This is a genomic window from Nocardioides nanhaiensis (assembly GCF_039542785.1).
Taxonomy (GTDB): Bacteria; Actinomycetota; Actinomycetes; order Propionibacteriales; family Nocardioidaceae; genus Nocardioides; species Nocardioides nanhaiensis.
In genome coordinates, this window is sequence record NZ_BAABIM010000002.1 from 545,156 (window position 1) to 570,589 (window position 25,434).

At 72.3% G+C, this 25,434-nt stretch carries 22 protein-coding genes; 4 read left to right on the plus strand and 18 right to left on the minus strand.

Annotated elements, in window-relative coordinates; genetic code table 11:
* Positions 1–6 precede the first annotated feature (6 nt).
* The 16 genes from ABD948_RS10780 to ABD948_RS10855 form a co-directional block, all read right to left on the minus strand.
* Positions 7–936 (minus strand): polyprenyl synthetase family protein, encoded by a 930-nt coding sequence (locus ABD948_RS10780; protein WP_345266777.1) that lies wholly within the window; start codon positions 934–936, stop codon positions 7–9.
* An 86-nt stretch (positions 937–1,022) separates the two neighbouring features.
* Positions 1,023–2,627 (minus strand): NADH-quinone oxidoreductase subunit NuoN, encoded by a 1,605-nt coding sequence (gene nuoN / locus ABD948_RS10785; protein WP_345265585.1) that lies wholly within the window; start codon positions 2,625–2,627, stop codon positions 1,023–1,025.
* A 3-nt stretch (positions 2,628–2,630) separates the two neighbouring features.
* Entirely contained in the window at positions 2,631–4,178 is a 1,548-nt protein-coding gene (locus ABD948_RS10790; protein ID WP_345265587.1) for an NADH-quinone oxidoreductase subunit M, read from the minus strand.
* A complete protein-coding gene (gene nuoL, locus ABD948_RS10795; protein ID WP_425576590.1) occupies positions 4,175–6,079 on the minus strand; it encodes an NADH-quinone oxidoreductase subunit L in 1,905 nt (634 codons plus the stop codon). The genes ABD948_RS10790 and nuoL overlap by 4 nt, the downstream gene beginning before the upstream one ends.
* Positions 6,080–6,134: 55 nt before the next feature.
* The gene (gene nuoK / locus ABD948_RS10800; RefSeq protein WP_345265590.1) at positions 6,135–6,431 is read right to left on the minus strand and encodes an NADH-quinone oxidoreductase subunit NuoK; all 297 of its coding nucleotides are present in this window, start codon (positions 6,429–6,431) and stop codon (positions 6,135–6,137) included.
* Positions 6,428–7,285: an NADH-quinone oxidoreductase subunit J gene (locus ABD948_RS10805; protein WP_345265592.1), complete on the minus strand. Its 858-nt coding sequence runs from the start codon at positions 7,283–7,285 to the stop codon at positions 6,428–6,430. The genes nuoK and ABD948_RS10805 overlap by 4 nt, the downstream gene beginning before the upstream one ends.
* Positions 7,285–7,869: an NADH-quinone oxidoreductase subunit NuoI gene (gene nuoI, locus ABD948_RS10810; protein WP_345265594.1), complete on the minus strand. Its 585-nt coding sequence runs from the start codon at positions 7,867–7,869 to the stop codon at positions 7,285–7,287. The genes ABD948_RS10805 and nuoI overlap by 1 nt, the downstream gene beginning before the upstream one ends.
* The gene (nuoH, locus tag ABD948_RS10815) at positions 7,862–9,178 is read right to left on the minus strand and encodes an NADH-quinone oxidoreductase subunit NuoH (protein WP_345265597.1); all 1,317 of its coding nucleotides are present in this window, start codon (positions 9,176–9,178) and stop codon (positions 7,862–7,864) included. Before nuoH ends, nuoI begins: the two co-directional genes overlap by 8 nt.
* Positions 9,178–11,655 (minus strand): NADH-quinone oxidoreductase subunit G, encoded by a 2,478-nt coding sequence (locus tag ABD948_RS10820; RefSeq protein ID WP_345265598.1) that lies wholly within the window; start codon positions 11,653–11,655, stop codon positions 9,178–9,180. The genes nuoH and ABD948_RS10820 overlap by 1 nt, the downstream gene beginning before the upstream one ends.
* Positions 11,652–12,968, minus strand: coding sequence for an NADH-quinone oxidoreductase subunit NuoF (gene nuoF, locus ABD948_RS10825; RefSeq protein WP_345265601.1), 1,317 nt, complete (start codon positions 12,966–12,968; stop codon positions 11,652–11,654). Before nuoF ends, ABD948_RS10820 begins: the two co-directional genes overlap by 4 nt.
* Complete coding sequence (gene nuoE, locus ABD948_RS10830; protein ID WP_345266781.1) at positions 12,965–13,735, minus strand: NADH-quinone oxidoreductase subunit NuoE; 771 nt, start codon at positions 13,733–13,735, stop codon at positions 12,965–12,967. Before nuoE ends, nuoF begins: the two co-directional genes overlap by 4 nt.
* A gap of 95 nt (positions 13,736–13,830) precedes the next feature.
* Positions 13,831–15,171, minus strand: a complete 1,341-nt coding sequence (locus ABD948_RS10835) for an NADH-quinone oxidoreductase subunit D (protein WP_345265603.1) — start codon at positions 15,169–15,171, stop codon at positions 13,831–13,833.
* Positions 15,171–15,896 carry an NADH-quinone oxidoreductase subunit C gene (locus ABD948_RS10840; protein WP_345265605.1) on the minus strand — a complete coding sequence of 242 codons (726 nt, stop codon included), beginning with the start codon at positions 15,894–15,896 and terminating at the stop codon, positions 15,171–15,173. The genes ABD948_RS10835 and ABD948_RS10840 overlap by 1 nt, the downstream gene beginning before the upstream one ends.
* Complete coding sequence (locus ABD948_RS10845; RefSeq protein WP_345265607.1) at positions 15,893–16,447, minus strand: NuoB/complex I 20 kDa subunit family protein; 555 nt, start codon at positions 16,445–16,447, stop codon at positions 15,893–15,895. The genes ABD948_RS10840 and ABD948_RS10845 overlap by 4 nt, the downstream gene beginning before the upstream one ends.
* 91 nt (positions 16,448–16,538) lie before the next feature.
* A complete protein-coding gene (locus tag ABD948_RS10850; protein WP_345265609.1) occupies positions 16,539–16,898 on the minus strand; it encodes an NADH-quinone oxidoreductase subunit A in 360 nt (119 codons plus the stop codon).
* Positions 16,899–17,149: 251 nt separating this feature from the next.
* Positions 17,150–17,842 carry a demethylmenaquinone methyltransferase gene (locus ABD948_RS10855; protein WP_345265611.1) on the minus strand — a complete coding sequence of 231 codons (693 nt, stop codon included), beginning with the start codon at positions 17,840–17,842 and terminating at the stop codon, positions 17,150–17,152.
* Between the two features lie 92 nt (positions 17,843–17,934).
* Between ABD948_RS10855 and ABD948_RS10860 the strand changes: the two genes are divergently transcribed.
* Positions 17,935–18,825 (plus strand): L,D-transpeptidase family protein, encoded by an 891-nt coding sequence (locus ABD948_RS10860; RefSeq protein ID WP_345265613.1) that lies wholly within the window; start codon positions 17,935–17,937, stop codon positions 18,823–18,825.
* 390 nt (positions 18,826–19,215) lie between these two features.
* The gene (locus ABD948_RS10865; RefSeq protein WP_345265614.1) at positions 19,216–20,460 is read left to right on the plus strand and encodes an isochorismate synthase; all 1,245 of its coding nucleotides are present in this window, start codon (positions 19,216–19,218) and stop codon (positions 20,458–20,460) included.
* A gap of 42 nt (positions 20,461–20,502) precedes the next feature.
* Here ABD948_RS10865 and ABD948_RS10870 read toward each other — a convergent pair whose 3' ends face one another.
* Complete coding sequence (locus tag ABD948_RS10870; RefSeq protein ID WP_345265616.1) at positions 20,503–21,147, minus strand: MBL fold metallo-hydrolase; 645 nt, start codon at positions 21,145–21,147, stop codon at positions 20,503–20,505.
* A gap of 21 nt (positions 21,148–21,168) precedes the next feature.
* On the opposite strand from ABD948_RS10870, the gene ABD948_RS10875 reads away from it, so the two are divergent.
* Both ABD948_RS10875 and ABD948_RS10880 read left to right on the plus strand, forming a co-directional pair.
* A complete protein-coding gene (locus ABD948_RS10875) occupies positions 21,169–22,371 on the plus strand; it encodes a cytochrome P450 (protein WP_345265618.1) in 1,203 nt (400 codons plus the stop codon).
* Entirely contained in the window at positions 22,368–23,255 is an 888-nt protein-coding gene (locus ABD948_RS10880; RefSeq protein WP_345265620.1) for an NAD(P)H-binding protein, read from the plus strand. Before ABD948_RS10875 ends, ABD948_RS10880 begins: the two co-directional genes overlap by 4 nt.
* A gap of 248 nt (positions 23,256–23,503) precedes the next feature.
* Here ABD948_RS10880 and nhaA read toward each other — a convergent pair whose 3' ends face one another.
* A complete protein-coding gene (gene nhaA, locus ABD948_RS10885; RefSeq protein ID WP_345265622.1) occupies positions 23,504–25,375 on the minus strand; it encodes a Na+/H+ antiporter NhaA in 1,872 nt (623 codons plus the stop codon).
* Positions 25,376–25,434 lie beyond the last annotated feature (59 nt).

Genomic DNA, 25,434 nt, shown 5'->3' on the forward strand with positions numbered 1-25,434 from the left:
GCCGGCTCAGGCGCTGCGCACCGCGACGATGTCGGCGAACGACTCCAGCGCGGACCGCACGGAGCCCTCCGGCAGGGCGGCCAGCAGGGCCTTGGCCTCCGCTGCACGATCCACCACGTAGGCCCGGGCCTGCTCGAGCGCCGGGTGGGCGCGCAGCAGGGCGAGGGCCTCGGCGTGCAGGGCGTCGTCGGTGAGCGGCTGGCCGAGCAGCTCGACCAGCCGCGCGTCGGCGGGGTCGGCGGAGGCCTGGGCCAGCAGCATCGGCAGGGTGGGGACGCCCTCGCGCAGGTCGGTGCCGGGGGTCTTGCCGGACTCCACCGAGTCCGAGGCGATGTCGAGGATGTCGTCGGAGAGCTGGAAGGCCGAGCCGACGATCTCGCCGTAGGCCGTCAGTGCCTGCACGACCTCGGGCGAGGCCCCGCCGAACATGCCGCCGTAGCGGGCGGAGGTGGCGATCAGGGACCCGGTCTTGCCGGCGACGACCTCGAGGTGGTGCTCGAGGGCGCGCTCGGGCTCGGGGCGCACGGTCTCGAGGATCTGGCCCTCCACCAGCCGCGCGAACGTCTCGGCCTGGATGCGCACCGCCTCGGGACCCAGCCGCGCGGTGAGCTCGGAGGAGCGGGCGAAGAGGAAGTCGCCGGTGAGGATCGCGACCAGGTTGTCGTAGCGCGCGTTGGCGGAGTCCGAGCCGCGGCGCAGCTCGGCCTCGTCCATGACGTCGTCGTGGTAGAGCGAGCCCATGTGGGTCAGCTCCACCACGCAGGCGGCGGTGACGACGTCGTCGTTCTCGGGGTGCTCCCCCACCTCGGCGGCCAGCAGCACCAGCAGCGGCCGGAAGCGCTTGCCCCCGGCGGCCAGCAGGTGGCGCGCCGCCTCGGTGACGTAGGGGGCGCGGCTGACGGCGTGGGCCGTCAGTGCCTCCTCGACCACCTCCATCCGCTCGCGCAGGCGGGCCGCCAGCGCGGGGTCGGTGACGGGCAGCGCCAGGTCGGCCGGGGTGCCGGCCGGCGAGGGAGCGGTGTTCACCTGATGAAGTCTCCCGCACGGCCCGCGAGGTCCAGCACCGGGCCCGGGACGACGCCGAGCACCAGCGTCGCGACCGCGCAGGCGGCGACCGTCACGGTGGTGGCGGGCGAGGCCTTGACGGTGGCCGCACCGGTGACGACGTCCTCGCCGTCGGCGGGCTCGGTGAAGAACATGACCAGCACGATCCGCACGTAGAAGAACACCGAGATCACGCTGGCAGCGATCGCCACGAGGACCACCGGCCAGGCACCGGCCGCGAGCGCGACGGTGAAGACCGCCCACTTGCCGACGAACCCGGCGGTGAGCGGGATGCCCGCCATCGAGAGCAGGAAGAGCACGAACGCGCCGGCCACCCACGGCGAGCGCTGGCCCAGGCCGCGCCAGCGGTCCAGGCCGGAGGCCTCGCCGCTCTCGTCGCGCACCAGGGTCACCAGGCCGAAGGCACCAACGGTGGCGGCGCCGTAGCTGGCGAGGTAGAACAGCACCGCCTGCAGCGAGGTGACCTGCCCCTCGGCGAGGTCGCCGATGGCCTGCAGGCCGAGCACGCCGGTGAGCAGGAAGCCGGTGTGCGCGATGGCCGAGTAGGCCAGGATCCGCTTGACGTCGGTCTGCACGCAGGCCAGCACCGAGCCGAGCAGCATGGTGAGGATCGCGACTGCCCACATCATCGGCTGCCAGCTGGTGCGGTCGGGGCCGAAGCCCACGTAGAACAGCCGCGCCAGCGCGCCGAAGGCCGCGATCTTGGTGCCGGCGGACATGAAGGCGGTCACCGCGGTGGGCGCACCCTGGTAGACGTCCGGCGTCCAGGCGTGGAACGGCACGGCGCCGACCTTGAACAGCAGGCCGACGGCGAGCATGCCCATGCCGATGAGCAGCAGCGTGTCGTTGCCGAGGTCGTTGGTGACGGCCTCGCCGATGGTCGTGAGGTTCATCGAGCCGGCGTAGCCGTAGACGAGGGCCAGGCCGTAGAGGAAGAAGCCGGAGGAGAACGCGCCGAGCAGGAAGTACTTGAGCGCGGCCTCCTGGCTGAGCAGACGACGACGCCGCGCCAGTCCGCAGAGCAGGTACAGCGGCAGCGAGAGCACCTCGAGCGCCACGAACATGGTGAGCAGGTCGCCGGAGGCCGGGAACAGCATCATGCCGGTGACGGCGAACATCAGCAGCGGGTAGACCTCGGTGTGGTCCAGCCCGCGGGTGGAGGCCTGGCGCTCGGCGTCGGTGCCGGGCAGCGCGGCCGCCTGACCGGCGAAGGCGGAGACACCGGCCTCGATGCGGCGCTCGGAGAACAGCGCGACGCCGGCGAGGGTGAAGACCAGGATCAGGCCCCACAGGAACATGGTGGGACCGTCGACGACGATCGCGCCCTCGGCGCCGATCAGGCCGCGGGCCCCGCCGGTGGGAGCCGGCGTCAGGTCGGCGGCGATCAGGACGGTGCCGACCAGCGCGGCGAGCGTGCCGACGCCGGCGACGGCCACCTGCAACGTGTGGCGGCGGTCGCGGGGCGCGAACGCCTCCACGAGGACACCGACCAGGCCGGTGGCGAAGAGGGCCAACAGGGGCCAGATCTTCGAGTACTGGATGACGGGCTCGACGAACTCCACGGCTCAGTCACCCTCCCCTTCGCTGGTCGAGTGGTCGGGCGCCACGGTCGGCGGGTCGTCGGAGACGCCGACCTGCGCCATGAGCCCGTTCACGTAGCCGTTGCTCGTGTCGAGCAGCGGCTGGGGGTAGAAGCCGAAGAACACCAGCGCCGCGAGCAGCGGACCGACGGCGGCCAGCTCGCGCACCGAGAGGTCGCGCTGCCCCTCGGGGTCGGCGGCCACGGCGGCCTCGAGCTCGGGCGGCGTCGGTCCGGTCATGGTGCGCTGGTACATCCACAGCACGTAGATGGCGGCGAGCACGATGCCGGTGACGGCCACCGCACCGACGGCCGGGTGGTAGTCGAAGGCGGCCAGGATGACCAGGAACTCCGAGACGAACGTGGAGAGTCCGGGCAGGCCCAGCGTGGCCAGGCCGGCGATCAGGAACAGGCCGGCCAGGACCGGCGTCACCTTCTCGCGACCACCCATCAGGCTGATCAGCGGCGTGCCGCTGCGCTTGACCAGGTAGCCGGCGGTGAGGAACAGCGCCGCCGTCCCGAGCCCGTGGTTGACCATGTAGAGGATCGCGCCGGACTGGCCCTGGCTGCTGAAGACCCAGATGCCGAGCACGATGAAGCCGAAGTGGCTCAGCGAGGTGAGGCCGATCAGCCGCATCACGTCGTCCTGGCCGATGGCCACGAGCGCGCCGTAGACGATGGAGATCAGGGCGAGCGTGATGACGACGGGCGTGGCCCACTGCGAGGCCTCGGGGAAGATGCCGAGGCAGAAGCGCAGCATGCCGAAGGTGCCGATCTTGTCGAGCACGCAGACCAGCAGCACCGAGGTGCCGGGCGTGGCCTTCTCGGTGGTGTCGGCCAGCCAGGTGTGCACCGGCCACAGCGGCGCCTTGATCGCGAAGGCGATGAAGAAGCCCGCGAAGAGCCAGCGCTCGGCGGAGGTGCTCATCTCGAGCTGCGCGAGGTCGGTGAGCAGGTAGCTGGGCTCGCCGTTCTGCGCGGAGACGACGTAGAGGCCGATCACCGAGGCGAGCAGCACCAGGCCGCCGCCCAGCTGGAAGAGCAGGAACTTCAGCGCCGCGGCGCTGCGTCCGGCCCGGCCGAAGCCGCCGATCAGGAAGTAGGCGGGGATCAGCGTGGCTTCGAAGACCACGTAGAAGAGGAACACGTCGGTGGCGGCGAAGACGGCCAGCGAGAGCGACTCCAGCGCGAGGGTCCAGGCGAAGAAGGCCCGGGGGTTGCGGTCGCCGTCGTTCCAGCCGGCGGCCACCACGAGCGGCACCAGCAGCGCGGTGAGCAGCACCATCAGCAGGCCGAGGCCGTCCAGGCCCAGCGCGTAGTGCACGCCGAACGCGTCGATCCAGGAGACCTGCTCGGTGTACTGCATACCGCCGGTGACCTCGAACCCGACGGCCAGGGCGACGACGAGTGCCAGCGTCGCGACGGAGACGCCGAGCGCGACCTGCTTGCTCAGCGCGGGGGGCAGGAAGGCGACCGCCAGGGCGCCCAGCAGCGGCAGGGCGATCAGCAGGGTGAGCACAGGGACCTCGTTCATCCGAGATTCACCGCCAGGAGCGCGACCACCACGAGCAGCACGCCGACGAGGACGGACAGGGCGTAGGAGCGGACGAAGCCGTTCTGCAGCCGGCGCAACAGCGAGCCGGAGCCCGCGACGCCCAGCGCCGAGCCGGTGAAGAGCGCGTCGGCGCCCTTGCGGTCGGCCACGAGCAGGCCGCGGACCAGCTGGCGCCCGGGCTCGACCACCAGACCCTCGTTGATGGCGTCGCCGTAGAGGTCGGCGCGCGCGGCACGGGTGGCGAAGGAGACGTCCTGCGGTGCCTCGCGCGGGATCTCGCGGCGGCCCACCAGGAGGAAGGCGGCGGCCACGCCGACGGCGACGACGGCCACCGTGGCGATGGTGACGACGATGATCGGCACCGGGGCCTCGTGCTCGGGCGCGACGCCCACGACGGGCTCGAGGAACTTCTTGAGCCAGTCGCCGAGGATCAGGATGCCGCCCAGCAGCGAGAGCGCCGCGAGGACGATCAGCGGGAACGTCATCACCTTGGGCGACTCGTGGGGGTGCACGTCCTTGGCCCAGCGCTTCTCGCCGAAGAACGTCATCAGCATCAGGCGGGTCATGTAGAAGCCGGTGACGCCGGCGCCGATGAGGGCGCAGACACCGAAGACCGGGCTCTCGAACAGGGCGGTCTCGATGATCTTGTCCTTGGACCAGAAGCCCGAGAACCCGGGGAAGCCGATGATCGCCAGGTAGCCCATGGCGAAGGTGAGGAAAGTGATCGGCATGGCGGCGCGCAGCGCGCCGTAGTGGCGCATGTCGACGTCGTCGTCCATGCCGTGCATGACCGACCCGGCGCCCAGGAACATGTTGGCCTTGAAGAAGCCGTGGGTGATCAGGTGGAAGATCGCGTAGGCGTAGCCGTAGGTGCCGAGGCCGGCGGCCAGCATCATGTAGCCGATCTGGCTCATGGTGGAGCCGGCGAGCGCCTTCTTGATGTCGTCCTTGGCGCAGCCGATGACCGCGCCCCAGAGCAGCGTGACGGTGGCGACGACGACGACGGCGGTCTGCGCGGCCGGCGCGAGCTCGAAGACGAAGTTGGAGCGCACCACCAGGTAGACGCCGGCGGTGACCATGGTGGCGGCGTGGATGAGCGCCGACACCGGGGTCGGGCCCTCCATGGCGTCCAGGAGCCAGGCCTGCAGCGGCACCTGGGCCGACTTGCCGCAGGCGCCGAGCAGCAGCAGCACGCCCATCGCCGTCATGGCGGCCTCGCTGGCGCCCGAGGCGTTGGCGCTGATCACGGCGAAGCTGGCCGAGCCGAAGGTCACGAAGGCGAGCGCGATGCCCAGCGAGATGCCGATGTCGCCGACGCGGTTGATGACGAAGGCCTTCTTGGAGGCCGCGGCCGCGGAGGGCTTGTGCTGCCAGAACCCGATCAGCAGGTAGGAGGCCAGGCCGACGCCCTCCCAGCCGAGGAAGAGCACCAGGTAGTTCTCGGCCAGCACGAGCGTGAGCATCGCGGCCACGAACAGGTTGAGGTAGGCGAAGAACCGGCGACGACGGGGGTCGTGCTCCATGTAGCCGATGGAGTAGACGTGGATCAGGGAGCCCACACCGGTGATCAGCAGCAGGAACATCGCCGAGAGCGGGTCGTAGAGCAGACCCATGTCGACGCTGAACCCGCCGACCTCGAGCCAGCGCCACAGCGTCTGGCCGATCTGGCGCTCGGACTCCTCACGGCCCACGAGGCTGAGGAAGAGCACCAGGCTGATCACGAACGAGCCGGCCGCCGTGGCGGTGCCGAGCAGGTGGCCCCAGCGGTCGGTGCGGCGTCCGCCGAGCAGCAGCACGGCCGCGCCGGCCAGCGGCAGCGCGATCACCAGCCACAGCAGGGAGAAGACGCCGTCGGCGGCGGCGGGGTCGACGACAGGGATCGAGCCGCCCTCGGCGGCTGTCGTCACGAGGGATGTGAGCTGCACTCTCCGGCTCCTAGAACTTCAGCAGGCTCGCGTCGTCGACCGAGGCCGAGCGACGGGTCCGGAAGATGGTCATGATGATGGCCAGCCCGACGACGACCTCGGCCGCGGCGACGACCATCACGAAGAACGCGGCCACCTGCCCGTCGAGGTTGCCGTGCTGCCGCGCGAAGGTCACCAGCGCGAGGTTGCAGGCGTTGAGCATCAGCTCCACGCACATGAACACCACGATGGCGTTGCGCCGGGTGAGCACGCCCACGGTCCCGATGGTGAACAGGATGGCCGAGAGCGCGATGTAGTGCTCGGTCACGAGGCGTCACCTCCGGGGCGTCGATCGGTGGCCGAGGAGCCCTGGGCGTCCTCGGTGGTGCTGACCGGCGCGTCCTGCGTGCCGCCGGTGTTGGGCAGCCCGGAGAGGTCCTGCCCGAGCTGGCGCCGCACCGCGTCGATGTCGTCGGCCATGGCCGGCGCCGAGCGGATGCTGCCACGTGCGGTGAGCGAGCGCGACACCGAGGCCTCGGCCGGACTGCCGTCGGGCAGCAGCGCCGGGGTGTCGACGGCGTTGTGCCGCGCGTAGACGCCGGGAGCGGGCGCGGGGCCCAGCGCGAGCCCGCGCTCGGCGTGGTCGCGCACGCGCTGGCGGGCCATGTCGGCCTGGGTTGCCTTGGGCGTGAGCCGCTCGCGGTGGGCCAGCACCATGGCGCCGAGCGCCGCGGTGATGAGCAGCGCGGCGGTGATCTCGAAGGCGATCACGTAGCGGGAGAAGAGCACCTGCGCGATGCCCTGCACGTTGCCCGCGGCGTTGGCCTCCTCGAGACCGACCCGCGGGCCCAGCGCCATCTGCGCCAGTCCGACGACGAGCACGACGCCGAGCAGCAGTCCGCCGACCGCCGAGGCGACGCGGTGGCCGCGGATCGTCTCGACCACGGAGTCGGAGGCGTCGACACCCACGAGCATGACGACGAAGAGGAACAGCATCAGGATCGCGCCCGTGTAGACGATGATCTGCACCGCGAAGAGGAACGGCGCCTCGAGGGCGGCGTAGAGGCAGGCCAGGCTGATCATCACCACGGCCAGCAGCAGCGCGGCGTGCACGGCCTTGCGCACGAACAGGATGCCCAGGGCCGCCAGGGTGATGACGGGGGCGAGGACCCAGAACGCCATCAGCCCTCACTCCCCTGCTGGCTCGCCGCGGAGCCGGGGGCCGGGGCCGCGAACTCGCCGCGGTAGTAGGCGCCCTCGTCGTCGCCGAGCATCATCGGGTGCGGCGGCTGCTCCATGCCGGGCAGCAGCGGCGCCAGCAGGTCGGACTTCTCGTAGATCAGGTCGGCGCGGTTGTTGTCGGCCAGCTCGTACTCGTTGGTCATCGTGAGCGCCCGGGTGGGGCAGGCCTCGATGCACAGCCCGCACAGGATGCAGCGCAGGTAGTTGATCTGGTAGACGCGGCCGTACCGCTCGCCGGGGCTGAACCGCTCGCCGTCGGCGGCGTCGGAGTTGGAGGCGCCCTCCACGTAGATGGCGTCGGCCGGGCAGGCCCAGGCGCACAGCTCGCAGCCGATGCACTTCTCGAGTCCGTCGGGCCAGCGGTTGAGCTGGTGGCGCCCGTGGAAGCGGGGCGCCGTCGGCATCTTCTCGAAGGGGTACTGCTCGGTGACGACCTTCTTGAACATGGTGCGGAACGTGACCCCGAACCCGGCGACGGGGTCGAGGAACTGCTCCTTGAAGGTCGGGTTGTCGGACTCAGCCATCGGCCGTGGCCTCCTTGCCGGCGGCGCCCGCCCGGGCGCCGGAGGTGGTCGTGGGGACGGGCTGCTCGAAGGTGAGCGGGGCCGCAGCGCCGCGCACCGGGCCGCCGGCCGGCATGGCCGGCACGGGGAAGCCGCCGGGGGTGGGCTCGTAGTCGGGCTCGGGCTCCTCGGGGGCGTCGGAGCCGAAGAGGAACGCGGCCAGGAAGCCCAGCGCGAGGACGCCGATGCCGATCAGCAGCCACTGGCGGTCGACGCCGTCGTCGATGCTGAGCATCCGGATGAACGCCACCGCCACGGTCCAGCCGAGGGCGATCGGGATGAGCACCTTCCAGCCGAAGTTCATGAACTGGTCGTAGCGCAGTCGCGGCAGCGAGCCGCGCAGCCAGATGAACATGAAGATGAAGAACAGGACCTTGCCGAAGAACCACAGCACCGGCCAGTAGCCCTCGTTGAAGCCGCTGTAGAGCCGGTCGATCCAGAAGGGCGCGCGCCAGCCGCCGAGGAACAGCGTGGTGGCCAGCGCGGAGACGGTGGCCATGTTGATGTACTCGGCCAGGAAGAACATGGCGAACTTGATCGAGCTGTACTCGGTGTGGAAGCCGCCCACCAGCTCGCCCTCGGCCTCGGGGAGGTCGAAGGGGGCGCGGTTGACCTCGCCCACCATCGCGATCGTGTAGATGATGAACGAGGGCGCCAGGATCAGGCCGAACCACCAGTCCTGCTGGGCGTCGACGATCTCGCTGGTCGACATGGAGCCGGCGTACAGGAACACGGCCACGAGCGCGAGGCCCATGGCCACCTCGTAGCTGATCATCTGGGCGCTGGAGCGCAGGCCGCCGAGCAGCGAGTAGGTGGAGCCGCTGGCCCAGCCGCCGAGCACGATGCCGTAGATGCCGATCGAGGCCACGGCCATCACGAACAGCACGGCCACCGGCATGTCGGTGAGCTGCAGCGGGGTGGTGATGTCGGTGAAGGGCACCTGCACGTCGGGGCCGAACGGGATCACCGAGAAGGTCACGAAGGCGGGCACGGCGGCGATCACCGGCGCCGCGACGAAGACGACCTTGTCGGCCGCCTTGGGGATGATGTCCTCCTTGAACATCAGCTTCGCGCCGTCGGCCAGGCTCTGCAGCAGCCCGAGGGGGCCGTTGACGTTGGGGCCGATGCGGTGCTGCATGCGGGCCACGACCCGCCGCTCCCACCAGATGTTGAACAGGGTGAGCAGCACCAGGACCAGGAAGATCAGGACGGTCTTGACCAGGATCAGCCAGACCGGGTCCTGCCCGAACGCGCCGAGGCTCTCCTCCATCACGCACCACCCTCGTTGTTCTGCACGGTCTCACCGGACGCGCCGGTGATCCGGACCCGGCTGCCCGGGGAGGCGACGTCGGCCAGCAGGCCGCCGCCGGTGGAGCGCAGCGGCAGCCACACGGTGCCCTGCGCCAGGTCGGGGACGGTCGCGGCCGGCAGCGTCACCGAGCCGCGGTCACCGGTGACGGTGACGGTGGGACCGACGGCGTCGAGCACCTGCTGCGGCACCAGCGCGACGGCGGGCCGGGCGGTGGCCGCCAGGTGCTTGTCGCCGTCGAGCATGCTGGCGTCGTCGAGCATCTGCTTCCAGGTGGCGAGCGCGAAGCCCTCCCCTGCGGCGGGCTCGGCGGAGGTGGCGGGCTCGACGGACTCCAGGGTGGCGCGGGCGCCGTCCCAGGGGCCGAGCTCCTCCATCTGACGACGCACCTCGGGCACCGTGCGGAAGCCCAGCGGGCGGCCCATCTCCTCGGCGATCCCGGCCAGCACGCGCAGGTCGGGCAGCGAGGAGGGGTTGGCCATCGCCTGGTCGAAGGGGCGGGTGCGCCCCTCCCAGGTGACGAACATGCCGGCCTTGTCGGTGACCGGGGCGATCGGCAGCACCACGTCGGCGGCCCGGGTCACCTCGGTCTCGCGCAGCTCCAGCGCGACGACGAAGCCGGCCGCCTCGATCGCGGCGCGGGTGGCGGCGGGGTCGGTGGTGTCGGCGGGGTCGACGCCACCCACGAGCAGCCCACCGAGCTCGCCGGCGGCCAGGGCCGCGACGATCGCGTCGGCGTCGCGGCCGGGGGTCTCGGGCAGGGTGTCGAGGCCCCAGGCGGTGGCCACGTCGACGCGGGCGTCGGCGGAGGCCACGGGGCGCCCGCCGGGCAGCAGGTTGGGCAGGCAGCCGGTCTCGACGGCGCCGCGGTCGCCGGCGCGACGCGGCACCCAGGCCATCCGGGCGCCGGACGTGCCGACCAGGTCGGCCACCGCGCTCAGCGCGCCCGGCACGGTGGCCAGGCGCTCGCCGACCAGCACCACGGAGGTGGCGTCGACGCCGTGCTCGGCGTGGTCGCGCAGCGCGGCGATCGCGGCGGGCTCGCCGCCGGGGGCGGTGGGCACCACGGTGGCGTCGAGCTTGGCCAGGCCGCGGGTGGTGAAGGGGGCGAGCGCGACGACGCGGGTGCCGCCGGCACCCACGGCCTTGCGCAGGCGCAGGAAGATCGCGCCGGCCTCCTCCTCGGGCTCCAGACCCACGAGCACCACGGTGGCCGCGGTCTCCAGGTCGCCGTAGGTGACCCCGCCGTAGCCCGGCCCGGTGCCCACCACGTGGGCGGCCAGGAAGGCGGCCTCCTCTGCGGAGTGCGGGCGGGCGCGGAAGTCGACGTCGTGGGTGCCGAGCGCCACGCGGGCGAACTTGCTGTACGCGAAGGCGTCCTCGCCGGTGAGGCGACCGCCGGTGAGCACGCCGACACCGCCGGCCGCGCGGGCGGCCTCGAGGCCGCGGGCGGCCACGGCGAACGCCTCGGGCCACGAGGCCGGGCGCAGCGAGCCGTCGTCGTCACGCACCTGGGGGTAGGTGAGGCGGTCGGCCTGGGTGGCGTAGGTGAACCCGAAGCGGTCCTTGTCGGTGATCCACTCCTCGTTGACCTCGGGGTCGTTGCCGGCCAAGCGGCGCATGACCTTGCCGCGGCGGTGGTCGACGCGGATGGCCGAGCCGCACGCGTCGTGCTCGGCGACCGAGGGGCTGGAGACGAGGTCGAAGGGCCGCGAGCGGAAGCGGTAGCTCTCCGAGGTGAGCGCGCCCACCGGGCAGATCTGGATCACGTTGCCCGAGAAGTAGGAGAGGAACGGCGCGTTCTCGGCGATGCCGATCTGCTGCTGCGCGCCGCGCTCGACGAGCTCGATGAAGGGGTCGCCGGGGATCTCGGCGGCGAAGCGGGTGCAGCGCTGGCACACGATGCAGCGCTCGCGGTCGAGCAGCACCTGCGGGCTGAGGTTGATCGGCTTGGGGAAGGTGCGCTTGACGCCGCCTGCGCCGGAGCCGACGAACCGGGACTCGCCGCGGCCGTTGCTCATCGCCTGGTTCTGCAGGGGGCACTCGCCACCCTTGTCGCACACGGGGCAGTCGAGCGGGTGGTTGATCAGCAGGAACTCCATGACGCCCTGCTGGGCCTTGTCGGCCGACTCGCTGGTGAGCTGGGTGCTGACGACCATGCCCTCGGCCACCGGCAGCGTGCAGGAGGCCTGCGGCTTGGGGAATCCGCGGCCGTTGCCGGCGTCGGGCACCTCCACCAGGCACTGGCGGCAGGCGCCCACGGGCGCGAGCAGCGGGTGGTCGCAGAAGCGCGGGATCTGGACGCCGACCTGCTCGGCGGCGCGGATCACCAGGGTGTCCTTGGGGACGCTGACCTGGATGCCGTCGATGGTGACCGAGACGGTCTCGACCTCGGGCTGCACGGCGGCGTCGGCGCGCTTCTCGGGCGTGGTGGTCATGCCAGCGCGCCTTCCCGGGCGAAGACGGTGGAGGCGGCGGGGTCGAAGGGGCAGCCGCCGTGGGTGAGGTGGGCCAGGTACTCCTCGCGGAAGTACTGGATGGAGCTGGAGATCGGGCTGGTGGCGCCGTCGCCCAGGGCGCAGAACGAGCGACCCAGGATGTTGTCGCACTGGTCGAGCAGCAGGTCGAGGTCGGCCTCGCTGCCCTCGCCGCGCTCGAGCGCCGCCAGCGTCTGCACGAGCCACCAGGTGCCCTCGCGGCACGGGGTGCACTTGCCGCACGACTCGTGCTTGTAGAACTCGGTCCAGCGCAGCACCGCGCGCACCACGCAGGTGGTCTCGTCGAAGAGCTGCAGCGCCCGGGTGCCGAGCATCGAGCCGACGCCCGCGACGCCCTCGAAGTCCAGCGGCACGTCGAGGTGCTCGTCGGTGAGCAGCGGGGTGCTGGAGCCGCCCGGGGTCCAGAACTTCAGCTGGTGGCCCTCGCGGATCCCGCCGGCGAGGTCGATGAGCTCGCGCAGGGTGATGCCCAGCGGCGCCTCGTACTGGCCGGGGCGGGTGACGTGGCCCGAGAGGCTGAAGATGCCGTAGCCCTTGGACTTCTCGGTGCCCATGGAGGCGAACCAGTCGGCGCCGTGCTCGATGATGCTCGGCACCGAGGCGATGGACTCCACGTTGTTGATGACCGTGGGGCTGGCGTAGAGACCGGCGACGGCGGGGAACGGCGGGCGCAGCCGCGGTTGGCCGCGGCGGCCCTCCAGGCCCTCGAGCAGGGCGGTCTCCTCGCCGCAGATGTAGGCGCCGGCACCGGCGTGCACCACGACCTCGAGCTCGTAGCCCGAGCCGAAGATGTCCTTGCCGAGGTAGCCCTTCTCGTAGGCCTCGGCCACGGCGGCCTGCATGCGGCGGATCACGTGCAGGATCTCGCCGCGCACGTAGATGAAGGCGCGGTTGGCGCGGATGGCGTAGGAGCTGATGATGACGCCCTCGAGCAGCAGGTGCGGCGAGGCCATCATGAGCGGGGTGTCCTTGCAGGTGCCCGGCTCGGACTCGTCGGCGTTGACCACGAGGTACTTGGGCTTGGGGTTGTCCTGCGGGATGAAGCCCCACTTCATGCCGGTGGGGAAGCCCGCACCGCCGCGGCCGCGCAGACCGGAGTCCTTGACGGCGGCGATGATCGCGTCCTGGTCCATGCCCAGGGCGGTGCGCGCGGCGCGGTAGCCGCCGTGCGCCTCGTAGGTCTCCAACTGCCAGGAGCGCTCGGCGTCCCAGGTGTCGGTGAGGACCGGCGTCAGGGTGTCGATGGTGCTCACTCGGCCTCCTCCTTCTCGGCTGCGGTCTGGGTGGTGGGGCTCTCCGCCTCGACGGCGGCCTGCTCGGCCTGGGTGTCGTCGGAGGCCTTCGCGCCGGCGACCGGCGCGCTGCTGCTCTCGGGGACGGAGTCGGCGGCCCCGCTGGACTGGGAGGTGGGCGCGGTCCAGCCGCGCTCGCGGGCGATGCCCAGGCCCACCAGGCTGGGGGCCCCGGCGGAGGGCCCCTCGTCGACGCGGCCGTCGGGGAAGCCCGCCAGCACGCGCTCGGCCTCGCGCCAGGTGCACAGCCGCGGGCCACGGGTGGAGCTGCGCTCGGTGCCGGCGCGCAGGTCGTCGACCAGCTCGACGGCGCTGGCCGGCGTCTGGTTGTCGACGAACTCCCAGTTGACCATCACCACCGGCGCGTAGTCGCAGGCCGCGTTGCACTCGATGTGCTCGAGGGTGATCTTGCCGTCCTCGGTGGTCTCGTCGTTGCCGACGTCGAGGTGGCTCTTGAGCCGGTCGAAGATCTCGTCGCCACCCATGACGGCGCACAGCGTGTTGGTGCAGACACCGACCAGGTAGTCGCCCACCGGCTTGCGCTTGTACATCGTGTAGAAGGTCGCGACGCCGGAGACCTCGGCCGCGGAGAGCCCGAGGATCTCGGCGCACACCTCGATGCCGCGGGCCGTCACGCGGCCCTCGACCGACTGCACCAGGTGCAGCATCGGCAGCAGGCCCGAGCGGGCCTCCGGGTAGCGCGCGGCGATCTCGCGCAGCTCGGCCATCGTCTTCTCGTCGTACACGGGGCCGTCGAGGGCTCCGGTGCCGAGGTGCGCGTCGGCGGGGCCGGTCGGGCCGGCGGGGCTCGTCGGGGTCGACGTCACCGGTCGACACCTCCCATCACGGGGTCGATCGAGGCGATGGCGACGATGACGTCGGAGACCATGCCGCCCTCGCTCATCACGCTGGTGGCCTGCAGGTTGGTGAACGAGGGGTCGCGGAAGTGCGCGCGGAAGGGCCGCGTGCCGCCGTCGGAGACCAGGTGCGCGCCGAGCTCGCCGCGCGGGCCCTCGACCGGCACGTAGGCCTGGCCCGCGGGAACCCGGAAGCCCTCGGTGACCAGCTTGAAGTGGTGGATCAGCGCCTCCATGGACTCGCCCATGATGTGGCGGATGTGGTCGAGGCTGTTGCCCATGCCGTCGGAGCCGATGGCCAGCTGCGAGGGCCAGGCGATCTTCTTGTCGGCCACCATCACGGGCGCACCCTCGAGGCCGGCGAGCCGGTCGGCGGTCTGCTCGACGATCTTCAGGCTCTCCCACATCTCGGCCAGCCGCACGCGGAAGCGGCCGTAGGAGTCGCAGGTGTCCCAGGTCTGGACGTCGAAGTCGTAGGTCTCGTAGCCGCAGTAGGGCTCGGACTTGCGCAGGTCCCAGGGGTAGCCGGTGGCGCGCAGCGGCGGGCCGGTGAGCCCGAGCGCCAGGCAGCCCTCGAGCTCGAGGTGGCCCACGTCCTCCAGGCGCGCCTTGAAGATGGGGTTGGCGTTGCACAGCGCCGCGTACTCGGGCAGCCGCTTCTTCATCAGCGCGATGAAGCCGCGGATCTCGTCGAGGGCGCCGGGCGGCAGGTCCTGCGCGACGCCGCCGGGGCGGATGAACGCGTGGTTCATGCGCAGGCCGGTGATCAGCTCGAACAGGTCGAGCACCAGCTCGCGCTCGCGGAACCCGATCGTCATCACGGTGAGAGCACCGATCTCCATGCCGCCGGTGGCGATGGCCACCAGGTGCGAGGAGATGCGGTTGAGCTCCATCAGGAGCACCCGCATGACGTCGGCCTTCTCGGGGATGTCGTCCTCGATGCCGAGCAGGCGCTCGACGCCCAGGCTGTAGGTGGCCTCGTTGAAGAACGGGGAGAGGTAGTCCATCCGGGTGCAGAAGGTGGTGCCCTGCACCCAGGAGCGGAACTCCATGTTCTTCTCGATGCCGGTGTGCAGGTAGCCGATGCCGCAGCGGGCCTCGGTGACCGTCTCGCCCTCGAGCTCGAGGATCAGCCGCAGCACGCCGTGCGTGGAGGGGTGCTGGGGACCCATGTTGACGACGACGCGCTCCTCGACGCCGTCGTCGAGCCCCTCGGCGATCTGGTCCCAGTCCTGACCGGTCACCGTGAAGACGCGACCCTCGGTGGTCTCGCTGGTGCCGGCGTAGATGTCATCGGTGGTGCTCATCAGTTGTAGCTCCGTCGCTGGTCGGGCGGCGGGATGGTGCCGCCCTTGTACTCCACGGGGATGCCGCCCAGCGGGTAGTCCTTGCGCTGGGGGTGGCCCGGCCAGTCGTCGGGCATGAGGATGCGCGTCAGTGCGGGGTGACCGTCGAAGAGGATCCCGAACATGTCGTAGGTCTCGCGCTCGTGCCAGTCGAGCGTCGGGTAGATGCTCACCAGCGAGGGCACGTGGGGGTCGGCGTCGGGAAGCGACACCTCGACGCGGATGCGCCGGTTGTAGGTCATCGAGAGCAGGTGGTAGACCGCGTGCAGCTCGGCGCCGGTGTCGTCGGGGTAGTGCACGCCCGAGACGCCGCTGGCCAGCTCGAAGCGCAGGGAGGCGTCGTCGCGCAGGTGCTGCATGAGGGCCACGAGGTCCTCGCGCCGCACGTGGAAGGTGATCTCGCCGCGGTCGACGACGACCCGCTCGGGGCTGGCGACCTGCTCGATCCCGTCGGCCACCTGGTCGAACCAGCCGCCGTAGGGGCGTGGCGTGGCGCCGGGGTAGACGATGGGCTGCACCAGACCGCCGTAGCCGCTGGTGTCACCGCTGCCCTTGGCGCCGAACATGCCCTGGCGCGCGCCGACCTGGCGCACCTCCTGCTCAGTGGTGGCCGGGGTCTGCGGGCCGCCCTCCGGGCTGTTCTCGGGGGTCTGGGTGCCGAGGTCCTTGCCGGTCTTCTCGCTCACCGCAGCAGGCCCCGCATCTGCTGGGTCGAGGGCGCCGCGAGAGCAGCGGTCTCGTTGGTGGCGATCTCGAGCTGGCGGTGGGCGCCCATCTTCTGCGCCTGCACCTGGTCGTGGAGCTTGAGGATCGCGTCGATCAGCATCTCGGGCCGCGGCGGGCAGCCGGGCAGGTACATGTCGACCGGCACCACGTGGTCGACGCCCTGGACGATCGCGTAGTTGTTGAACATGCCGCCGCTGCTGGCGCACACGCCCATGGCGAGCACGTACTTGGGCTCGACCATCTGGTCGTAGATCTGACGGAGCACCGGGGCCATCTTCTGGCTCACCCGGCCCGCGACGATCATCAGGTCGGCCTGGCGGGGGCTCGCGCGGAACACCTCCATGCCGAAGCGGGCCAGGTCGTACTTGGGGCCGCCGCTGGTCATCATCTCGATGGCGCAGCAGGCCAGGCCGAACGTGGCGGGCCAGAAGCTGGCCTTGCGCATGTAGCCGGCCAGGCCCTCCACGGTGCTGAGCAGCACGCCGCTCGGCAGCTTGTCTTCGATTCCCACGGTGTCAGTCCCTCGGTGCGCTCGGTGCGATCACGGGTGGTTGCTGTGGATGCTGTGGTGTCAGCGGGGGTGGCGGTGCGAGGCCTGCGGGTCAGTCCCAGTCCAGGCCGCCACGCCGCCACTCGTAGGCGTAGGCGATGGTGATGTTGAAGAGGAAGAGCACGACGGCGATCAGGCCGAACCAGGCCATCTCGTCGAAGTAGACGGCCCACGGCACCAGGAACATGATCTCGACGTCGAAGATGATGAACGTCATGGCGACCGTGTAGTACTTCACCGGGAACCGGCCACCGCCGTAGGGCTGCGGGGTGGGCTCGATGCCGCACTCGTAGGAGTCGAGCTTGGCCCGGTTGTAGCGCCGGGTGCCCACCAGGAGGCTGGTGGCCAACGACCCCAGCACGAACAGCAGGGCGAGCCCGGCCAGGTAGAGGACCGGTGTGTAGAGCTCCATGCCTGACCCCTCCTGTCGCGCCGCGGCTTGTGGTCTTGTGAACAGAATCACGAATGGCGCAGGCCCTCAGTGTGCCACCCGACGAGCGCTGCGTCACATGCGGGTCGGCGCCGACCCGGAGAGCCCCACAGGCCGTCTCACCTGCGGATTTACCGCACGGGAGCGTTGCTTAATTCAGTCGTGACTCAGGCTGGGCTCAGGCGGGGCTCAGGCTGGGTTCAGGTGCCGACCGGCGGCCGGTCGTCGACCGGTCACGGCGCGACGGCGTGGTGCAGGGCGACGATGCCGCCCGAGAGGTTGCGCCAGCGCGGCGCCGTCCAGCCGGCGGTGGCCACCAGGTCGGCCAGGCCCTGCTGGTCGGGCCAGGCGCGGATCGACTCGGCCAGGTACACGTAGGCGTCGGGCGCCGAGGAGACGGTGCGGGCGATCGCTGGGAGCGCCTTCATCAGGTACTCCAGGTACACGGTGCGGAACGGCGCGAGCGTGGGGTGGCTGAACTCGCAGACCACCAGGCGGCCGCCCGGCCGGGTCACCCGCAGCATCTCGCGCAGGCCGGCGAGCGGGTCGACGATGTTGCGCAGCCCGAAGCTGATCGTGACGGCGTCGAAGGTGTCGTCGGCGAACGGGAGCCGGGTGCCGTCGCCGGCGGTGAACGGCAGCGCCGGCAGGTTGGCCTTGCCCACGCGCAGCATCCCGAGCGAGAAGTCGCACGGCACGACGACGGCGCCACGGTCGGCGAAGGGCTGGCTGGAGGTGCCGGTGCCGGCGGCGAGGTCGAGCACCCGCTCGCCGTACTGCGGGTCGACCGCCTCGATCACCTGGTGGCGCCAGCGCCGGTCCTGGCCGAGCGAGAGCACGTCGTTGGTGAGGTCGTAACGACGCGCCACCGTGTCGAACATCCGCTGGACGTCGGCGGGCTGCTTGTCGAGGTCTGCGCGGGCCACTCCTGAAGGCTAGCGGCCGGGCCCTGCAACCTTCGCGGTGGCAGCGGCGTCTCCTGGGGACCACCGCACCGACCATCCACCAGGAAGTCACCATGTCCGCGCTGCCCCTGCTCCGCCGCCCCCTCCTCACCGGCGTCCTCGCCCTCCTGCTCTGCGCGCTCGCCTTCGGCGCCGGGCACCTGGTGCGCACCCAAGCCGACGCCGCCGAGCCCGCGACGCGGCCCGCTCCCGCGGCCGCGCCCACCGAGGAGCCTGCCGCGCCGACGGCGCCGCGCCGCACGCGCGAGCCCGAGGTGACGCCCGTCGTCGAGCCCGAGGCCCCGGTGCTGCGGCCCGGCCCCCGGCTGCTCGGGCCAGGCGAGGAGAGCGACGAGGTGCGCGAGCTGCAGGCGCGCCTGGCGCAGATCGACTGGTTCGACGCCGGCGTCACCGGCTACTACGGCGAGGTGACCGAGGAGGCCGTGCGCGGGTTCCAGGCCAAGCGCGGCATCCCGGTGACCGGCGAGGTCGACCAGCGCACCCAGGACCGCCTGCTCGCCATGACCACCGAGCCCTCCGAGGCCGAGCTCAGCGGCCTGCCCGCCACCGGCGGCGGCAACACCCCCGGCCCGCTCGACCCGCGCTGCGAGACCGGCCGGGTGCTGTGCGTGGACAAGACCAGCGACACGCTGCGCTGGGTCGTCGACGGCGAGGTGCTCACCACCGTCGACGTGCGCTTCGGCGGCGAGGCCACCCCCACCCGCGAGGGGGAGTTCAGCGTCTACCGCAAGAGCCGCGACCACGTCTCCTCGCTCTACGACACCTCCATGCCGTTCGCGATGTTCTTCGACGGCGGCCAGGCCGTGCACTACTCCCCCGACTTCGCCGCCGTCGGCTACGCCGGCGCCTCCCACGGCTGCGTCAACGTCCGCGACTACGACGCCGTCGCCGCCCTCTACGACCAGGTCGAGGTCGGTGACCGGGTGATCGTCTACTGGAGCTGACCGACCCCCGGTGATCGAGCGCCTCCCAGCTGGTTGAGCCGCGAGGAGCGCCAGCGACGAGGCCACCCCGCCGCTGGTTGAGCCGTGAGGAGCGCCAGCGACGAGCGTGTCGAAACCCGGCGAGCCGACCGCCTCCCCCGCCACCCCCACCCCGCTGGTTGAGCCGTGAGGAGCGCCAGCGACGAGCGTGTCGAAACCCGGCGAGCCGACCGCCCTCCCGCCACCACCCACCCCGCTGGTTGAGCCGTGAGGAGCGCCAGCGACGAGCGTGTCGAAACCCGGCGAGCCGACCGCCTTCCCGCCACCACCCACCCACTCAGCACCGACAACCCCCACCCGGCGTGGCCATGACCACACGGCAGCAGGCCGCGGGGTCGGTACTCTCGAAGGGTGACGACGGACCTCCCCCTGGCGGTGCGGACGGTCCCCCTCGACCCCGAGGACGCCGCCGCGCTCGTGGACCTGCTGCCCGCCGAGCACCCCCTGGCGTGGGTGCGGCGCGGCGAGGGCCTGGTCGGCTGGGGGGTCTCGGCCACCCTGCGCACGCGCGGCGTCACCCGGTTCTCCGACGCCGACAAGTGGTGGGCCGAGCTGGCCGCGCGCGCCGTCGTCGAGGACGCCGTGGGCGAGCCGGGCAGTGGCCTGGTGTGCTTCGGCAGCTTCGGCTTCGACGCCGACCCGGGCGAGTCGCTGCTCGTCGTCCCACGGGTGATCGTCGGTCGGCGCGGCGAACGCGCCTGGGTCACCACGATCACCGAGGGTCCCTTCCCCGTCGACCCGCCCGTGCTCGCCCCGGCCGCGGCGCCCGACGCCCCGCGCGACGTCGTCTTCGCCGACGGCTCGCGCAACGGCGAGGACTGGATGACGGTGGTGGCCGACGCCGTCGCGCGGATCGGTCGCGGCGACCTGGAGAAGGTGGTGCTGGCCCGTGACCTGGTGGCCACCGCCGCCGAGCCGGTCGACGTCCGCTGGCCGCTGCGCCGCCTGGCGTCGGCCTACCCCATGTGCTGGACCTTCCACGTGGACGGCCTGTTCGGCGCGACGCCCGAGATGCTGGTGCGCCGCGAGCGCGGTCTGGTCACCTCGCGGGTGCTGGCCGGCACGATCCGCCGCACCGGCGACGACACCCGCGACCTCGCGCTGGCCGCCGCGCTGGCGCGCTCCTCGAAGGACCTCGAGGAGCACGAGTACGCCGTCCGCTCGGTGGCCGACGCGCTCGAGCCGCACTGCTCCTCGATGAACGTGCCCGAGACGCCGTTCGTGCTGCACCTGCCCAACGTGATGCACCTGGCCACCGACGTCGCCGGCGTGGTGCACGACGCCGCCACGGTCTCCTCGCTTCAGCTGGCCGCCGCCCTGCACCCCTCGGCCGCCGTCGGCGGCACCCCCACCCCCGACGCGCAGGCGCTGATCGCCGAGATCGAGGGCCTGGACCGCGGCCGCTACGCCGCGCCCGTGGGCTGGATGGACGCCGACGGCGACGGCGAGTGGGGCCTCGCGCTGCGCTCCGGCCTCGTCGAGGGCAGCACGGTGCGCCTGTTCGCCGGGTGCGGCATCGTCGCCGACTCCGACCCCGAGGCCGAGCTGGCCGAGTCCCAGGCCAAGCTCGTCCCCGTGCGCGACGCGCTCACCTGAGGGCCGAGTCGGCGCTCCTGCGCGCTCCCAGCGCCGACGACGTCAGGCAGGCAGGTCGGTGCCGTCGGGGATCCGGGTGAACTCCTGGCCGGTGGCCTCGAGGAACTTCGCCATGTGCCCGTCGAGCATGCCGAGGGCGGCGTCGGAGTAGACGCGGTCGTGGATGCCGAGGGAGCGCGGGGCGCCGACCTCGCGCACGAAGTCGAGGGCCTCGCTGACCTTGAGCCACGGCGCCGAGACGGGCGCGAGCAGCAGGTCGACCGGCGCCGGCGGCGGGGTGAGGGCGTCGCCGGGGTGGTAGACACGCTGGTCGCCGAGGGTGAGCACGAAGCCGGAGTTGTCGAAGCGCGGGAACTCGGGGTGGATGACGGCGTGCCGCTCGCCCACGACCTCCACGGGCACCCCGGCCACGGTCAGCTGCTCGCCCGGCGTGACGACGGTCAGCCGCTCGGCCAGCTCGGGTGAGTCGGCCCGCACCTGCTCCGCCACGGCGGAGATCGTGAACACCGGCGCGTCGGCCCGCAGCAGCCGCTCGACCTCGTAGTGGTCGGCGTGCTCGTGGGTCACCAGCACCGCGTCGGCGCCGTCGACGGCAGCCGCGTCGGTGAACACCCCGGGATCCAGCACCAGGGTCGATCCCTCGTGCTCGATGCGGACGCACGCGTGGCCGAACTTGGTGAGGCGCATGCCGCCACCATAATCAGGCGGGTGAGCACCCCCGCCCGCCTCGCGCTGGACGACCCGGCCTTCGACGTGACCTCCGCGCAGGTGCACGCCGCCCGCGAGGCCGGCTGGTACGCCGAGACACCCTGGGGGTGGGCGGTGCTGCGGCACGCCGAGTCGGCCGCGGTGCTGCGCGACCGGCGCTTCCGGCAGGGCAACGCCCGCTGGCCCGAGCAGAACGGCGTGCCCGAGGGGCCCTTCCCGCAGTGGTGGCGCGAGACGCTGCTCTCGCTGGAGGGCGAGGACCACGACCGCATCCGCCGGCTGCTGGTGCCGGCGTTCCGCAACCGCACCATCGCCGCGATGCGCCCGCAGTTCCAGGCGCTCGCCCACGAGCTGGTCGACGCCTTCGCCCCGCGCGGCCGCGTCGAGCTCGTCCACGAGTTCGCCGAGCCGTACGCGGCGCGCATCATCTGCGCGCTCCTCGGCCTGCCCGCCGGTGACGACGGCGACTGGCGCCAGGTGGCGCGCTGGGCCGACGACCTCGGTGCTGCGTTCTCGATCGACGTCGCCGCCCACGTGCCGCGCATCGAGGAGGCGCTCACCGGCCTGACCGGCTACGTCGACGACGTGGTGGCCGACCGGCGTCGTCACCCGCGCGAGGACCTCGTCACCACGCTCGTGCAGGCCAGCGACGACGGCGACCGCCTCACCGACCGCGAGCTCAGCGTCGCGCTGGTCTTCCTCGCCTTCGCCGGCATGGAGACGACGCGCAACCAGCTCACGCTCGCCGTGCAGACCCTGCTGGCGCACCCCGGCCAGTGGCGGCTGCTCGCCGAGCGGCCCGAGCTCGGTGGCGCCGCCGTCGAGGAGGTGATGCGCGTGAACCCCACGGTCACCTGGGTCACCCGCGAGGCCACCGAGGCCGTCGACCTGTTCGGGCTGCACGTGCCTGCGGGCGGCGTGGTGCAGGTGCTCAGCCACAGCGCCGGCACCGACCCCCGCGCGGTGCCCGAGCCCGCCTTCGACATCACCGCGCAGCGCCCGCCCCACCACGGCTTCGGCGCCGGCACGCACCACTGCCTCGGGCACTTCGTGGCGCGCACCGACATGGCGGTGGCGCTCCCGCTGCTCGCCGCCCGCATGCCCGACGCCGAGCCGGACGGGCCCGGCGACTGGATGCCGGTCTCCGGCAACACCGGCGCCCGCTCGTTCCCCATCCGTTTCACCCCGGAGGTTCCTTCATGACCAGCTCGACGACACTCGCCCTCACCGGAGTCACCGGCGCCCTCGGCGGCGTCGTCGCCGGCCACCTGGCCGACCTGGCCCCGCGCCTGCTGGTGCGCGACCCCGGCCGCGCGCCTTCCATCGACGGCTCCGAGGTGCGCACCTGCACCTACGGCGACGCCGAGGCGTGCCTGGCCGCGCTCGAGGGGGTCGACGTGCTGTTCCTGGTCTCGGCCGCCGAGTCGCCGACGCGGCGCGAGGAGCACGCGACCGTAATCGACGCCGCCGCCCGCGCCGGCGTGCGCCACGTGGTCTACACCTCGTTCGAGGGTGCGGGCCCGGACGCCACGTTCACACTGGGCCGCGACCACCACGCCGCCGAGCAGGCCCTCGCCGACGCCGAGCGCACCCACGGCATGCGCCACACCTGCCTGCGCGACAACTTCTACCTCGACGTCCTCCCGCTCTTCGCCGACGACGAGGGCGTGCTGCGCGGCCCGGCCGGCGACGGCCGGGTGGCGGCCGTGGCCCGCGCCGACGTCGCCGAGGTGGCCGCGCGGATCCTCCGCGACCTGGTCGAGGGCGGCGCGGCCGCCGAGCAGCACGCCGGCGCCGTCTACCGGCTCTCCGGCCCCGAGGCGCTGACCCTCGACGAGGTGGCCTCCCGCGCCGGCGCCCACCTGGGCCGACCGTTGCGCTACGAGCAGGAGACGGTCGAGGAGGCCTACGCCTCCCGGCGTGCCGGCTGGCCCGACGCGCAGCAGTTCGAGCTCGACGCCTGGGTGAGCACCTACACCGCGATCGCCGACGGCTCGGTCGCCGAGGTCACCGACGACGTCCCCCGCCTCCTCGGCCACCCCGCCCGCACCCTCGAGGACGTGCTGGGTCCTTCGTTGGTCGAGTAGCCCGGTGGCGAGCGTGCGAGCCACCGGGCGTACCGAGACCCCCGCAAGCCGACCGCCCTCCCGCACCGCCACCCCGCCGCTGGTCGAGTAGCCCGGCGGCGAGCCTGCGAGACGCCGGGCGTACCGAGACCCCGGTAGACGACCACCTCCGACGAGCCGCGCGGGTCGCGGTCGTCACGTGGCCGCAGGGATCTCGGTACGCGTCGTCCCTCGTCCCTCGGGACGGCGCTACTCGATCACCGGATCGGTCAGTGGATGCGCCGGTAGCCACGGTCGGCGTCGGAGACAGCCGAAGCCTCCAGCGCCGCCACCAGCGACCGGGCGTCGAACGCACCGGTGTGCCGCTCGTCGCCGATGAAGAACGTGGGCGTCCCGCGAGCACCGCTCTCGTCAGCGCTCTCGAGGTCGCGGCGCACCCGCGCCACCACGTCGTCGTCGTCCAGGTCGCGCAGGAAGTCCTCGACGTCGAGCCCCAGCTCGGCGGCGTAGCCGGCGAGGTCCTCGACCTCCAGCTCGTCCTGGTTGCGGAAGAGCAGGTCGTGCATCTCCCAGAACTTGCCCTGCCGTCCGGCCGCCTCGACGGCGAGCGCGGCCGGCCAGGCGTGCGGGTGCACGTCGAGGGGCAGGTGGCGCACCACGTAGCGCAGCCGGTCGCCCAGCTGCTGCTTGACCTCGAGGGCCGCACCGGTGGCCTTGGCGCAGAAGGGGCACTCGTAGTCGAGGTACTCCACCAGCGTCATGGGGGCGTCGCGCGGGCCGCGCACGTGGTCGACGTCGGGGTCCACCGGGAGGCTGAGGGTGGTGGGCAGCGCGGCGTCGGTCTGGCCGAGGTACTTGGCGGCGAAGCGGAACACCAGCCACCCGACGAGGCTGGCCACCGCCACCGACAGCAGCACGCCCACGGTGGCCTGGTCGCGCACGGGCCCGTCGTCGAAGGCGAGGCCGATGATCAGCAGCGAGACGGTGAAGCCGATGCCGGAGAGCGCACCGCCGGCGGCCACGTGCCCGAGCCCGACGCCCTGCGGCAGCGCACCCCAGCCCAGGCGGACGGCGGCGAGCGAGCCCAGCCAGATGCCGAGCAGCTTGCCGGCCACCAGTCCGACGACGATGCCCCACGTGACCGGCGAGCGCAGCGCCTCGCCCAGCAGCCCGCCGCGCAGGTCGACGCCGGCGTTGGCGAGCGCGAAGACCGGGACGACGACGTAGCCGGCCCACCCGTGCAACGACTCCTGCAGCCGCTCGTTGATGCTGACGGCGCGGGTCAGCTCGGCGCGCGCGTCGCGCTGGACGCCGGGCAGCGGGGACTGCCGGAAGTCGCGCACCCGTCGCGCGGCCTGCTCCACCTGGGAGCGGGCCGGCTCGGCAGCGGGCACCAGCAGCCCGGCCACCATGCCGGCGATCGAGGCGTGCAGGCCGGCGTTGAGCGTGGCCAGCCACGCCAGCAGCACCAGCCCGACGTAGGGCGAGGCCCGCCACTGACCGAGTTTGTCGAGCAGCGCGATGCCGGCCAGCGCCGCGACGGCGACCACCAGCGGCACCACCCGCACCTCGTCGGTGTAGACGATGCCGATGACGCTCACCGCCACCACGTCGTCGATCACGGTGAGGGTGAGCAGGAAGATGCGTAGCTGCGAGGAGACCCGCGGCCCCACGAGTGCCAGCACGCCCAGCAGGAAGGCGGTGTCGGTGCCGATCACGGCGCCCCACCCGGCGGCGGCCTCGCCCGAGGGGTTGAGCGCGAGGTAGAGGCCGGCGGGCACCAGCATCCCGCCGATGCCGGCCACCAGCGGCACCACGATCCGGCGTCGCTCGGTGAGCTCGCCGATCGCGAACTCGCGGCGCACCTCGAGCCCGATGACGAAGAAGAACAGCACCATCAGCGCGTCGTTGACCCAGTGGTGCAGGTCCATCGAGATCTGCGTGCTGCCGACGGTGATCTCGGCGGTGGTGTGCCACAGGTCGACGTACGCCTCCGACCACGGCGAGTTGGCCCACAGCAGCGCGACCATGCTCGCGGCCACGAGCAGCCCCGCGCTCGCGGACTCGGTGCGCATGAAGTCGCGCAGCCGCAGCATCGTGCGGTCCCGCGCCGGCCCGGCCTCCACGGTCTGCTGGCTCACCGCCCCAGCCTAGTGTCGCGTCCGCTGCCGACGAGGGGCCGTCCGACGCCACCTCCTGC

Bases quoted from the DNA above. Each gene is read 5' to 3' on its own strand.
- ABD948_RS10780 (WP_345266777.1), bottom strand. From the start codon at position 936: ATGGAGGTGGTCGAGGAGGCACTGACGGCCCACGCCGTCAGCCGCGCC.
- ABD948_RS10790 (WP_345265587.1), bottom strand. From the start codon at position 4,178: ATGAACGAGGTCCCTGTGCTCACCCTGCTGATCGCCCTGCCGCTGCTG.
- ABD948_RS10805 (WP_345265592.1), bottom strand. From the start codon at position 7,285: ATGGCGTTCTGGGTCCTCGCCCCCGTCATCACCCTGGCGGCCCTGGGC.
- nuoI (WP_345265594.1), bottom strand. From the start codon at position 7,869: ATGGCTGAGTCCGACAACCCGACCTTCAAGGAGCAGTTCCTCGACCCC.
- nuoH (WP_345265597.1), bottom strand. From the start codon at position 9,178: ATGGAGGAGAGCCTCGGCGCGTTCGGGCAGGACCCGGTCTGGCTGATC.
- ABD948_RS10820 (WP_345265598.1), bottom strand. From the start codon at position 11,655: ATGACCACCACGCCCGAGAAGCGCGCCGACGCCGCCGTGCAGCCCGAG.
- nuoE (WP_345266781.1), bottom strand. From the start codon at position 13,735: ATGGCCGAGCTGCGCGAGATCGCCGCGCGCTACCCGGAGGCCCGCTCG.
- ABD948_RS10835 (WP_345265603.1), bottom strand. From the start codon at position 15,171: ATGAGCACCACCGATGACATCTACGCCGGCACCAGCGAGACCACCGAG.
- ABD948_RS10850 (WP_345265609.1), bottom strand. From the start codon at position 16,898: ATGGAGCTCTACACACCGGTCCTCTACCTGGCCGGGCTCGCCCTGCTG.
- ABD948_RS10860 (WP_345265613.1), top strand. From the start codon at position 17,935: ATGTCCGCGCTGCCCCTGCTCCGCCGCCCCCTCCTCACCGGCGTCCTC.
- ABD948_RS10870 (WP_345265616.1), bottom strand. From the start codon at position 21,147: ATGCGCCTCACCAAGTTCGGCCACGCGTGCGTCCGCATCGAGCACGAG.
- ABD948_RS10880 (WP_345265620.1), top strand. From the start codon at position 22,368: ATGACCAGCTCGACGACACTCGCCCTCACCGGAGTCACCGGCGCCCTC.